11 protein-coding genes are annotated in these 12,264 nt (G+C 37.2%); 1 reads left to right on the forward strand and 10 read right to left on the reverse strand.

The genetic code is table 11. From position 1 onward, the window contains the following. Nucleotides 1-28: 28 nt before the first annotated feature. Together J536_RS16935 and J536_RS16940 are read right to left on the reverse strand one after the other, a co-directional pair. Nucleotides 29-712, reverse strand: a complete 684-nt coding sequence (locus tag J536_RS16935; protein WP_005073730.1) for a Fe2+-dependent dioxygenase — start codon at nucleotides 710-712, stop codon at nucleotides 29-31. Between the two features lie 94 nt (nucleotides 713-806). Beyond that, on the reverse strand, nucleotides 807-3,041 hold the full coding sequence (locus tag J536_RS16940) for a TonB-dependent receptor (protein WP_017386725.1): 2,235 nt from the start codon (nucleotides 3,039-3,041) through the stop codon (nucleotides 807-809). Between the two features lie 497 nt (nucleotides 3,042-3,538). Here J536_RS16940 and J536_RS16945 point away from each other — a divergent pair, with 497 nt between their 5' ends. Then, a complete protein-coding gene (locus J536_RS16945) occupies nucleotides 3,539-5,728 on the forward strand; it encodes a TonB-dependent receptor family protein (RefSeq protein WP_032055752.1) in 2,190 nt (729 codons plus the stop codon). A gap of 69 nt (nucleotides 5,729-5,797) precedes the next feature. Here the strand turns inward: J536_RS16945 and J536_RS16950 are convergent, their stop codons facing one another. From J536_RS16950 to J536_RS16985, 8 genes are all read right to left on the reverse strand, one after another. Beyond that, nucleotides 5,798-6,349, reverse strand: coding sequence for a TetR/AcrR family transcriptional regulator (locus J536_RS16950; protein WP_032055750.1), 552 nt, complete (start codon nucleotides 6,347-6,349; stop codon nucleotides 5,798-5,800). Nucleotides 6,350-6,957: 608 nt separating this feature from the next. After that, the gene (locus tag J536_RS16955) at nucleotides 6,958-7,977 is read right to left on the reverse strand and encodes a hypothetical protein (protein WP_032055748.1); all 1,020 of its coding nucleotides are present in this window, start codon (nucleotides 7,975-7,977) and stop codon (nucleotides 6,958-6,960) included. Between the two features lie 49 nt (nucleotides 7,978-8,026). Continuing rightward, nucleotides 8,027-8,584: a chorismate mutase gene (locus J536_RS16960; RefSeq protein WP_032055746.1), complete on the reverse strand. Its 558-nt coding sequence runs from the start codon at nucleotides 8,582-8,584 to the stop codon at nucleotides 8,027-8,029. Between the two features lie 77 nt (nucleotides 8,585-8,661). Continuing rightward, nucleotides 8,662-9,345 carry an SDR family NAD(P)-dependent oxidoreductase gene (locus J536_RS16965; RefSeq protein WP_032055744.1) on the reverse strand — a complete coding sequence of 228 codons (684 nt, stop codon included), beginning with the start codon at nucleotides 9,343-9,345 and terminating at the stop codon, nucleotides 8,662-8,664. Nucleotides 9,346-9,354: 9 nt separating this feature from the next. After that, nucleotides 9,355-10,116 (reverse strand): SDR family NAD(P)-dependent oxidoreductase, encoded by a 762-nt coding sequence (locus J536_RS16970; protein WP_032055742.1) that lies wholly within the window; start codon nucleotides 10,114-10,116, stop codon nucleotides 9,355-9,357. A 7-nt stretch (nucleotides 10,117-10,123) separates the two neighbouring features. Beyond that, a complete protein-coding gene (locus J536_RS16975; RefSeq protein ID WP_014207075.1) occupies nucleotides 10,124-10,810 on the reverse strand; it encodes a glutathione S-transferase family protein in 687 nt (228 codons plus the stop codon). Between the two features lie 228 nt (nucleotides 10,811-11,038). Beyond that, nucleotides 11,039-12,058 (reverse strand): spore coat U domain-containing protein, encoded by a 1,020-nt coding sequence (locus J536_RS16980; RefSeq protein ID WP_032063427.1) that lies wholly within the window; start codon nucleotides 12,056-12,058, stop codon nucleotides 11,039-11,041. Then, nucleotides 12,049-12,264, reverse strand: a 216-nt coding sequence (locus J536_RS16985; RefSeq protein ID WP_212750232.1) for a FimD/PapC C-terminal domain-containing protein, incomplete at its 5' end; no start/stop codon positions are given. The genes J536_RS16985 and J536_RS16980, both read right to left, overlap by 10 nt.

The raw sequence follows: 12,264 nt of genomic DNA on the forward strand, positions 1-12,264 counted from the left end.
TACGCTACTTAATTACTCGCCTTGTTATTTAAACCTCAGCCCACTTACGAATTAAGTTGTGATAAGTATTGGTTAAGTTCAAAACTTCTTTATGATCATCACCTAGTTGCATACGTAAGTTTTGAATAGTTTGGTCTAGATTAAATAACATATGTCGCTCTGCATCATCACGAATCATGCTCTGAACCCAGAAAAAAGACGCTATACGACAGCCTGAAGTAATAGCGGTGACTTCGTGTAGACTAGTAGATGGATACAAAATCATATCACCAGCAGGTAATTTAATCTCATGATATCCATACGTATCTTCAATTACGAGTTCCCCACCTTCATACTCTTCTGGCTCACTTAAAAAAACCGTACACGATAAATCTGTTCTTAAACGCTGATTACTGCCACGTATTAGGCGTATTGAATTATCTACATGAAAACCAAAAGACTCATGATTTTCATAGCGATTAAATAATGGTGGGATTATATCTAGGGGAATTGCGGCAGATAGAAATAATGGATGTTTTCCTAAAGCATCAAGAATGATATTGCTCAGTTGATGAGTTAGAGGATGTTCTTCAGGCAATTGCTGATTATGTTTTACTGTAGCTGAAAGTGTACCAGCAGTGACCTTTCCATTAACCCATTCTGCTTTGTCCATTTCTTGACGGAAAAACTGGACTTGGTCTTTATTAAGTACATTAGGAATATGGTGAATCACGGCGATACCTTTAAAAATAGCTTTAATTAATAAAATAGCCTCATATTGAGGCTATTTTAGATTACTTATTCAAACTAATAAATTTTTAAACTTATTAGTATTTAAAGTTAACTGATAATACTGCGCTACGGCCTTCTGCTTCAGTTGCATAGTGTGAAGCATATGCTTTAGTAAAGTAACGCTTATCAGAAAGGTTATTTAAGTTAAGTTGCAAGTTAACATTCTTGTTAACGTCATAACGAGCCATTGCATCATATCGAACATATGAAGGAACCCATTTTGTATTAGCTGCATCACCATATACTTTGTCAGCATAGAAAGCGCCAGCACCCACAGTAACTTGAGGCAATACTTTATATGTAGTCCATAAAGTTGCAGAGTTTTTAGGCACGTTTGGAAGTTGCTTACCTTTAGCTGCATTTTCTGGATTACATACACCAGCACGACTACAACTTGGCCCTGGATCAGTATTTTCACTATCTAAGTAGGTGTAACCTGCGCTCACAGCCCATTTATCAGTGATATTTCCGTTTGCTGAAAGTTCAATACCGTCAACTTTACTATCGCCGCCATTCGTATAAGTGCTTGAGTCAACTTGAATACGTGTATTTTGTTTCTCTGTACGGAAAATGGCAGCAGTTAAATTAAGTTTTTCGTTTAGAACGTTCCACTTTGTACCCAATTCAATGGTTTGGCTTTCTTCTGGTTTAAGGTCCATATAAGCTTGACCGATTGACTCAGAACCATCACCGCCATCAACACCTACAGGGTTAGCAGAAGTTGCATAACTTGCATAAATACTACCATTTTCAGTAGGTTTGAAAGTTACGCCTGCATTGTAAGTAACAAAATCTTTATTACTCTCGATTTTAGCGCCAGTGGCATTTGTCACCTGTTCGGTATCAAACTTATCCCAACGAACACCTAAATCAAGTAACCATTGAGGATTAAACTCAATATTATCTAATAAATAGACAGAAGTATTTTTTGTAGTCGTTGTCGTAGTTGCTTTATTGGCGATACGACCACCTAACCACGCATCTTTAGAATTAGGATTAGTTAATGAAGTACACCATGCATCATTAATAGCACAATCACTATTAAAACCGCCCGTTGTAGAACCTGCGTACCCCGGATATGTTGTTGTGTAGCTACCTTTATCTGACTCTTGATCACTGTATTCTGCACCGACATTAAAGCTATGCTTGATAGCTCCAGTATTAAACTTACCTCTTAAAGATAATTGATCGGTGAAAATATCAGTGTCAGTAATTCGAGAGTTAATACGGCGCCAAACTTTACCGTTTGCTACATTACCTTTTGAATCATCTGGCTGAGTCCAAAGGTAATCATTTTTTGATTTGCTGTAGAGTACGGTGTTAGCAAGAGTAAGATTTTCATTTAAATCATGCTCTACTTTAAAAGTACCAATATGATTTTCTTGTTTTTGGAAATCACGACCTTTTAAACCATAGTAAATACCTTGTTTAACATCAACAGGCTTACCAACAGTTGCCTTTTTAGCCGTATCGTAATTATATGGAACACCTGAATCTGGAGTGTCATCAGATCTTAAGTAGTAATAACTTAAAGTTGCACGTGTTGGTGTATCCAATCCAAATGTAATACTAGGTGCGATACCTACACGCTTGTATTCAGCGCCATCGCTTTGACCCGCTTTTTCATTTTTATGCCCCATAAGAACAACGCGACCAGCAGTACCATTACCGAAGTCTTTATTACCATCTAATGTGATACGTTGATAATTATCGGTACCTGCTTGTACAGAGCCTTCTAAAAAGTCACCTTTTTTAGCAACTTTAGAAATCATATTGATGCTACCGCCAACAGAACCTGCACCACCCATAGAAGAAGCAGACCCCTTAGTCACTTCAACTTGCTCGATAGCAAACATTTCACGGTTTTGTGATGATGAGTTACGAATACCATCAACGTACATCGAACTTTCTGAATTGTAACCACGAATAAATGGTCGATCCCCATTCGGGTTACCGCCTTCTCCAGCACCTAAGGTAATGCCTGGTACAGTACGAAGTGCGTCGCTTAAAGTATTTACTTTGGTATCTTCAATAAGTTGTTTTGAAATTACTGAAACTGATTTTGGTGTATTTAACAGAGGTGCGACAAATTTAGAGTTAGCCGATTTATCAACTTTAAGGCTCTGTGCAACTTCTGCATCTGCTTGAACATGAATTAATGGAAGCGCTACAGAATTTTCCTGAGCAGCCATTGCAGTTGTAGCTACAATTGATAATGAAGAAGCTATTGCTGATTTAGCAATCTTCTTACGAGACTTAATAAATTCCATATATATTTTGTGTGTTCATGTAAATATTAGCGCAAATAATAATGATTATTGATTATTAAAACAATAATTTAATATAAAAATCCTATAACAAATGTTCAATAAAAATTAATAATTATTTGATTTTAATTAAAAATATTTATGAAATTATTTTCAATTTCACACAAATAGCCTTTAAAGTCAACTTATTACCTGATTATCTACACTAAGTTTGTAATAGTGTACTTTTGATCTCACCACTACTTTTATACTTACTGTGTCTTTAAATAGAAATTATATGTGGCTGTACATAAGAGGGCTTCGATCTTTTAACAGCCAATGTCTAGCTAGAATCTTATTATCTATATCTAAATCATAGTCAGCTCTTTGAAATTATTATCAAAAGTAACCTTTTAGAAAAAGTTTAAAATTCTTAGAAAAAAACTAAACCGTTTTATAAAATTTTGTTACTTTTTCGCTATAATGATTATAATTATCGTTTAGGATTTCGATACATCAACATGGACCGCTCAACCCCTCTTTCACTACCAAATTTTAGGTTCAAAGTTTCTACACTTAGCTATGCAATCGGAATTGCTTGTACTTATCTCGCACTTCCTGTACATGCTGAAGATACAACTGCTAGTGCTTTACCGACTATTACCATTAAGGCACAAGGTAACTGGTTAGAAGAAGCAAATGCAGAAACTGTTCACAAGCATGCTGGCGCTCGAACTATTATTGACCGTAAGCGTTTAGATGAAACAGCTGCAACTTCAATCCGAGAAGCATTAAAACAAATTCCCGGGGTTCAAGCTCAAGATAGCAGCGGAACAGGTGGTAGTGATGTTTCACTCAATATTGGGGTTCGTGGTCTAGCATCTCGCCTATCACCTCGCTCAACAGTTCTAGTAGACGGCGTTCCACTTTCATTTGCACCTTATGGTCAGCCACAGTTATCTTTAGCTCCTGTTTCAATTGGTAATATTGAGTCAGTTGACGTTGTGCGCGGTGCAGGTTCGGTACGTTTTGGGCCTCAAAACGTAGGCGGAATTATTAACTTTGCGACTCGCTCAATTCCTCAAGATTTTAGCGGAACTGTTAGCCTGACTTCAGAATATGCTTCTGGTACTGACCACGTAAAACTGAGCCCTAATCTATTTGTGGGAGGAACTTTAGATAATGGTTTAGGCCTTGCCCTTCTATATTCAGGGACTAAAGGAAATGGTTATCGAGAAGCTAACAATAAGATTGATATCGATGATGTAATGCTAAAGTCTGCGTATCAATTTAATGATAAAGACTCGGTTGCTTTAAATCTGCATCATTATGAAGGTCGTGGTGAAATGCCAGAGGGTTTAACTCAGGCGCAATATGCTGAAAACCCTTATCAATCTTCTGGTGAAAAGAACTATTTTGCAGGTCGACGTACAGATGTCTCTTTACGTTATAACCATAAAGATGAAAAAAATAACTTCGAGGTTTTGAGTTACTACATCGACTCTTTCCGTACTAGTAATCTTGAGACTACACTAGCGAATGGGCAAAAACGCCTCGATTCTGCTCCACGCGATTATAAAGTCTATGCAATTGAACCGCGTTACTCTCGCATTTATGAACTTGGTAATACTCAAAATGAAGTAACGGTTGGCTATCGCTATTTAAAAGAAGAAAGTTCTGAATTTGCAGGACGTACTGCATCTTATGCAGCAGGTTCATCAGTGCCAGATTTTGCTCCGCGTAGTAGTAGTGAAGGCGGTACTAAAGCACATGCTGTATATATCGACAACCGTATGGAACTCGGCCGTTGGACGATTACACCGGGTGTTCGTTTCGAATCAATTGAAACCCATAATAACTTCACAGGTTATAACAAAGGACAACCTAATACTGTTTATCCAAAAATTGATTCAGACGAATTTTTACCAAGTTTATCCGTGATGTACTCAGCAAATGAAAACTGGAATATATTTGCAAACGCAGGCGTATCGTTCGGTCCACAGCAATACAGTCAATTAGCTCGTCTTGAAGGAACAACCGCAACGGCTACAACCGAAGGCTTACATCCTGAAAAGTCGAACAACTATGAAATTGGCACCAAATATTTGGGCAATGGTTTAAATGCCGAATTTACCGTGTTCTATTTAGACTTTGATAAAGAGCTTTCATTGGTTCGTGATGCTGCTAATAACGGAATCTGGACAGATTTAGGGGCAACCAGCCATAAAGGTGTCGAAACAGGTATTAGCTATGATTTCGGACAATTGTCTGATGCACTGGAAGGCTTAAAAGTATATGGAAACTATACTTTTACCAAAGCAGTGGCTGAAGCTGGTCAATTTAAAGATAAAGACCTACCGTTTTACTCGCGGCATGTCGGTAATGTTGGGTTAGGTTACACAGTAGATAAATGGTCTTTAAATGCGGATATGTTTGCTCAATCTAAGCAGCATTCACCAGATCTTCCAGATAGTAATGTCTATCAAACAGAAGAAACTGCTGATGGTAAATATGGAGATATTCCGGGTTACACCACTTTTGCGCTACGTACCTCTTATGACTTAAGTTCACAAGTTAAAGGTTTAAAAATCGCTGGTGGAATCAAAAACGTCTTTGATAAGCAATATTTTACTCGCTCAACAGACTCTACTGGCGGTAAGTATGTAGGACTGCCACGTACGTTCTATCTACAAACATCTTTTGATTTTTAAAGCTAAACCAAATTGAATAAAAAGCCCTCTTCGGAGGGCTTTTCTTTAAGTATTAAAGTCTTCGCCAATTTAAGTAAGTATCGACATAAAATATTCTAATAACTTATCTCTTTCATCGATCTTATTTGCATTTAAAAGCTGGACCATTGCCCCATCAATCACAAACAAAAACATGTAGGCATCTTCAACTGTAGCGGTAACTTTTACGGTTAAAAGCAACTTATAAATTTCATTTATGAACCATTTTCGATAGTCGCTGACGACCGTATAAGCTGCTGGATAAAGCTTTTCAATTTCAAAAATGGCTTTAAATGGCAAACGATAAAAACCTTCTAAGTTTGCATGTAAAAAGTAAATTTTCTTGAGCTTATCAAACATCATAAGTTCACGGTACGAATAAATAATTGAAAACACCTCATGTTTTAATACATCTATTTGAAAAGTTAAGCTCATCTGAATGAGCCTTTCTTTGGAGTGAAAGTAGTTATAAAAAGTGGCTTTGGGAATTTTGGCTTCCTCAATAATTCGGTCAATCCCAATGTAAAACCCATATTGATTAAACAAATCTCTTGCCGCATGTAGCACGCAAAGTGCTCTAAATGATGCTTCTAAATTTGGCATTTTTATACCGTTTAAAATAATTTTTTGTTGTAAGTAAATGAGATAGAAATGCTGTCACTCTTAAATTGAGCGCTAAAAACAGGCATACAAAAGCGGCACAAAAAGGTGTGCTCGCCTATCTCAGGTTTATTGTTGCTATGATTTTTTAGTCGTAACGATTCTTAAGGTGCAAAAAACCTAGAGCCGATTAAACCGTTTGAAAGACTTTTTAAATGGAATGTATAAAGAGATTTTGGCAGAGATCAATAAAGAAGAAATAGTACGCATAACGGCGGACTCCTTTTGATTTAGAAGAGTCTTACCAATTACTGTCAAATAATGGTGGCAAGACTAGAAGGGTTGACAGACTGGTACAAAAGGAAACCAGCGCACGCAAGCGTGCCCCTCCTAGCCTCACCATAAAGGCGTGACTTAGGAGAACGCACAAAACGAAATAATACGTTGTTGTGCGCCTTTTGTACCAGCTCTGTCAAAAGCTGACTGGCAATGTGGCCAGCAGGCAAAGGATAATCGGAGAGATTTTGGGTGTCAATGTTCTAAACTGAAGAAGTAAGAGTATTGAATATAAAAAAAGCTCTTTAAATAACAAGAGCTTTAAATATTGAAACTTACTTAGTCTCTTTTACATGAAATGACTGTATAAGCCGAGTTAAATTATTTTCTATATTCTGCCAATCAGCTAAATGTATATCACTGTAATGTGCGGTAATACTCATCGGCAGTCCCTTCACATTAAAAGTATGTCTACAATAGTATTGCTGATTTGGTCTAGCATAGTCTTCTAGAATAGCCTGTTCAGGATCTGGTTTACTTAATAAATAAGTACGAGCAAAAGTACTACAACTAATATAAGAAACTATATTTCCACCAGCGTCTTTTTTAAAATAAATCTTATAATGATTATAATCCTCTGTTACATCCTCAGGATATTTCTTTTGCCAATCCTTATAAACAAGAACTTTATAGAACCCGCCTGGTAAATTAGGATCTAGTGATACCACTTCTGTTAAGCCTAATTCTGGAGCTGGTTTAGTTTGTATATATTTAATTAATTTTGGCGTTTCAAAATACTCTTTCGGATGAAACACTGAACTTAAATTTATACCCATCGTAATTTCTGCATCACTGGCATTCACTTTATGATTCTTAGGTATCCAGCTATTTAAGGAAAACCAAATTACATACTTATGAAACTCTTGCCAGTCTTTAGGTATTTCATAATCAGCTCTTACTGATTCAGGATTAAAAATATGTAAATTTTCTAATGTTTTTCCTTTGTACTCAGGTAAAAGAACTTGAAAAAGTTCAGTACATTGAAATCTATCACATAAGGCTTTGCCGCTCTCATACCTTTGCTTTTCTCTGAATTCTAGATCTTTCTTTCGTGAAGATTCAGAAATAGCAGTTGCATCCATAAGATAATTTGCTGGAATATCTAATGTGACTCCATTAGGGTCAAATTCAGATGGCCAAATCTCTCTATACAATGGTGGATGTAAATAATATTCTCTAAATAAAATCTTTTCTTTGTAATTGTGGTATTTGCCATAACCAAAGACTGCAACTAACAAAAGTATCAGTAAATATCTCTTCTTAAGAAGAAAAGATATTGAGGAAGCTTTTTTCATAAAACCTCTCCTGATAACAAATTTAGTGCTTTAATTATCTTAAATAGATTCAGTCTTTTAACTTAATTTTATTTAATGTCATACATAAAGCTTTTTTGTCGGCTTCTTTAAGTTGTGGATGCTGAACAGGCCACATATAACTACAGCCATGAGGCGCTTTGTTATGATTTCTCTTAAGTTCATCGGCGATATTTTTTAAAAGTTCAGTGTTTAAAGAACTAATTTTTAAACGTACTTCTGCTAAATCTTGAGGTTTCCAATTGCTTTCTGGAATCGACAACCAATCAGCCCGATAACGGTATTGAATGGCCTTGGCAACATTCATTTGCGTCACAATAAATGGCTTTACCGTTTCGCTATTTAAGCCAAAAGATTCGGCTTCAGAAAGTGATTGATCCAGAACTTTCTTTTCTTGAGTTAAATCTTCAATAGGTAAATGCTGCTCTGCTTTATAACCTGCGACATCCTTCATATAAGATAAGCGTTCGTTAACTAAACGAGCAGTTTGAGTGTATTGTGAAGCTTGCGCGAGTGGAGGAAAACACATAAAAGCTGCCAAGGTCGACACTACTTGAACCGTTCGCTGAAAACTCTTTATATTCACCATTTAAAACCTACCGAAGTTATTGTTCTGTCGTCATTTCAGATCAGTAATGTATTTTAACAACATGTAAAAGTAAAATTTTAAGATAGGCTGAGTTCTTGGCTCCATGCCGAATCAGGTTGCTGATAGATGTGTTGGCATACTTGTTTGAGAGATGAGGTAAAGTGCTGATTTTGCCCCTCCCATTTTTCAATCATGCAATAACTAACATGAATACCTTTAGGCTGAAACTCTCTGGCTAATGACTGCGATAAAGCTCGAATGCTAGCAAACATGCTTTGGCTTAACACATCGTAATGGGTCGAGTGATTAGAGGGTGCGCCAAGAAAAATAAGGGTGCCCCGCTGTTGTTTAAGCATAGGCTTAATGACAGCTTGAGCGATACTTACTGCACTTAAACCTGCGGTCTGCCAACTGTGTTCAATCTCTTCTAAAGACAAAGCTTCGATATTGGGCGAAGATGAAAAACTCGGCTGAAATACACAGAGTTCAATGGTATGCCCGTGTTTTGAAATATAACGCAATAAGCATTTTAAGTGATCTGCATTCACTAAATTTAAATGTACTGCTGTCACGCCATCATTTATAGAATGAATTTTCATCTTTTGCGTAGTTGAATCATGTATAACCTGATAAAGATGTAATGGAAAATGTGCATTTTTATCTAGAATTACAAAATCACGCTCAATCAGTTGTAGGTCATGACCAGCCACTACAACACAGCCCTGCTTTTTTTGAAATTTTTGGAATATTTTTTTTAGCATTTTAATCTCTCAAAATTTTTCTTGATAAGGGCGTAAATCCAACTCATGTGTCCAGAGCTTCGGTGTTTGTTGGTAAAGCATCCAATAATTTTCTGCAATTGCATCAATATTAAGTCCGCCAGTGCCACGCGTAAGACGAGCTAACCGCCCCAGACCAAATAATGCTTTATTCACTCTATCGCCATCGACCATGCCATCAATAATCACATGAGCAATATGGATGCCTTGTGATTTATAGATTTGGGCTAGATTTAAGGCATAAGCTCTTAAGGCAGATTTTCCCATCGTAAAAGCTGCGAAAAAAGGTTTGCCGCGTAGAGATGCACTCGCTCCAGTAAAAATAAGCGTACCGTGATTTTGATCTTTAAAAATTTTTAGACAGCTTTGAGAAACTAAATAAGCCGATAAAAAAGTGGATTGCCACATTTGAGTAAAAAACGACAATGGACTGCGTAAAAAGATGGAAGGAATATTCCCCCCCACATTATGAATGACAGCAGTAATACGCTCATTTTGACTTGTAATGGTGTCAAACAGGGCTTGTACTTGGTGTATATCTTCTGCATCTAAACGAAACGCTACAGCTTCCCCTGCATTTGCATGGATTTGGGCAGCCACTGCTTCAATTTTCTGGAAAGTACGTCCAGCAACATAGACTTTTAAGCCTTCTTTGGCGAAAAGACGACACACCGCTGCACCAATACCTTGTGATGCCCCGACGCCAATAACAACCGCACAATCTTGTTTTTTATCTAATGTTGCTGATGTCATAGACATTTCACCCTGTTTGTTTTTTATACCATAATGCAATAAACGGACGATTCAAAATTTCTTTACTAAATTTTTTACTGGTGCGGATCACTTCACCGAGTTGAGCAACTACCGCAATGTCTGCAATGGTTTGGCTGTTTCCAACTAACCATTCACTTTGTGACAAAACCTGCTCAATACGGTCGAGATGTCGTATAAATTCTTCTTCAACATTTTCAGCTTTCATACGTCCTAAGCCTTGAAAGAATAGCTGCGTTTTCAACTCGGCTAAAATAAAACCTTTTACCATGGGCTTTTCATAGGCCGGACGACCAATGCTACTAATGCGAATCGCTTCTTCTAAAGCTTCTGAGTCATTTACGCGTAAATAGACTTCATAAAAATAAAGAGATTCATCTGCCCAATCTTCCCAAAGTTCAGCAAGCGCTTTTTGATTTGGATCTTCAGGGTAAAGCCGAGGTGTGTCTGGAAAGGCTTCATCTAGATAGCGCGCGATTCGAGTGCTGTCTTGAATCCTCTGACCGTTATGGTCAATGACAGGTACTTTGCCCACCTTACTTAGTAGAGGAACTTTCGCTCCAAGAATGCCGTTATAGTTAACTGTGTCAAATGGAATTCCTTTAAATTTCAAAACTCTTGAAATTTTTTGACAGAATGGGGAAATTTCCCATTGATGCAAAATAATATTCGACATTTATTCACCTTTATTTTTAATTGCCTTTTATCTAGTTCTTTTTTAGAACTAATCAATAAATATACAGAATGCTTTTTTAAGTCAAACTGTTTTTGATGACGAACAAGTTCCGAAAGCTAAGAATTATTTGATTTTTACTACTTATTTCAGAACCTTTTTCAAGCGATATAATTTGAATTATAGGAAGCTCTGCCTTAAAAAGAACTTCCTATATAATAGATGAGAAAATTAATAAGTCACCGTAACGACAACACTATCAGAATAGACACCAGGTCTACTTGCGATGGCAGTGCCTTGCGGAATCTTTCCATACACAGTAGTCGTTTGAGCACTTCCTGTACCTGTTTTTGAGACTCCCCCTGTTCCCCCAACATTGGTTACGCCTCCCGTGGCATCCCATACCGTACTATAGTTAGAATCTTTATATAGCTGATAGGGAATAAATTCATTATTACTATTGATCATACGCCTAAAGCCTCCAGCAATACGGTTGTTTCCATCCCCTAAATAAATACTATATGGCGTTCCAAAATTACAGGTTGTATTCACTGCCCCTTGCGCTGTGTAATCACGCTTAGTCGTGCCAATATCATTAATATTGCCGAAATCTACAGTTGAGGTTGAGTTTAATTGGCACAGGCTTGGGACCACAAAGTTTGCTGTTAGCAATGTATCGCCTGAATCCCAGCCACCAAGTAAATCACCACATGACAAACCCAAAAGATCCATATCCCAATACAACCGAACCGAAGCCGTATATGTTCCTTGAGGGTATGCAATGAGAGACCCTGTTCGAGCTGGTACTTTTATATTTACCGAGTAGCTCACAATATTATTTGATGCGACTGTTGGTACTGGGCCATACCACACATTGGAGGTTTGGTTGGTGGTAGAGGAACCTGCCCCGCCTACAGTTGCAGTAACCGTATACGGTAATGAAACACTGTTAATTGCATTTGTTGTTCCCGTAAATACGGTTTTCATACACATGAAATTAGAAATCTGGGGAAGTCCTAAATTCGTACAAGTAATTGTTCCTGAAAGATTTACGGTTGCATCACTATTAATATTTGCTGCTGTGTAGGTAAACGTATTATTCGTGGTCCCACTTACCGTACAAGCCGCATGTGCAGGACTAAAAAATGCATAAACGAGATAAAATAAGCAAATGCCTACAAAATATTTTAAAGACAATGGAAAAAACTTATAGCTCTCTATTTGAGCCTTATTCATAATATTTAATGACATATATAAGGTCCCAATTTTTTAGTTGAGTACTGATTACTGTTATAAGTGAAGCCAACTTGGCATGAACCATGATCTAGAAGATCGACTTCAAGTTTGTTTTGCTTCAATAGGTTTGGAATAAATACTTCACCGTCATACCCAACCATCCCATTTTGCTGACCATTAATTCGAACGGCATAACCCGGCATTAACGGTGAGTTGTTTTG

The sequence above is a fragment of the Acinetobacter sp. 809848 genome (assembly GCF_000581275.1).
In the GTDB taxonomy this organism is placed as follows: domain Bacteria; phylum Pseudomonadota; class Gammaproteobacteria; order Pseudomonadales; family Moraxellaceae; genus Acinetobacter; species Acinetobacter pittii.

Coding starts and splice junctions, on each gene's coding strand:
- J536_RS16940 (WP_017386725.1), bottom strand. CDS start 3,041: ATGGAATTTATTAAGTCTCGTAAGAAGATTGCTAAATCAGCAATAGCT.
- J536_RS16975 (WP_014207075.1), bottom strand. CDS start 10,810: ATGTCGAATATTATTTTGCATCAATGGGAAATTTCCCCATTCTGTCAA.
- J536_RS16955 (WP_032055748.1), bottom strand. CDS start 7,977: ATGAAAAAAGCTTCCTCAATATCTTTTCTTCTTAAGAAGAGATATTTA.
- J536_RS16945 (WP_032055752.1), top strand. CDS start 3,539: ATGGACCGCTCAACCCCTCTTTCACTACCAAATTTTAGGTTCAAAGTT.
- J536_RS16960 (WP_032055746.1), bottom strand. CDS start 8,584: ATGGTGAATATAAAGAGTTTTCAGCGAACGGTTCAAGTAGTGTCGACC.
- J536_RS16950 (WP_032055750.1), bottom strand. CDS start 6,349: ATGCCAAATTTAGAAGCATCATTTAGAGCACTTTGCGTGCTACATGCG.
- J536_RS16980 (WP_032063427.1), bottom strand. CDS start 12,058: ATGTCATTAAATATTATGAATAAGGCTCAAATAGAGAGCTATAAGTTT.
- J536_RS16965 (WP_032055744.1), bottom strand. CDS start 9,345: ATGCTAAAAAAAATATTCCAAAAATTTCAAAAAAAGCAGGGCTGTGTT.
- J536_RS16970 (WP_032055742.1), bottom strand. CDS start 10,116: ATGACATCAGCAACATTAGATAAAAAACAAGATTGTGCGGTTGTTATT.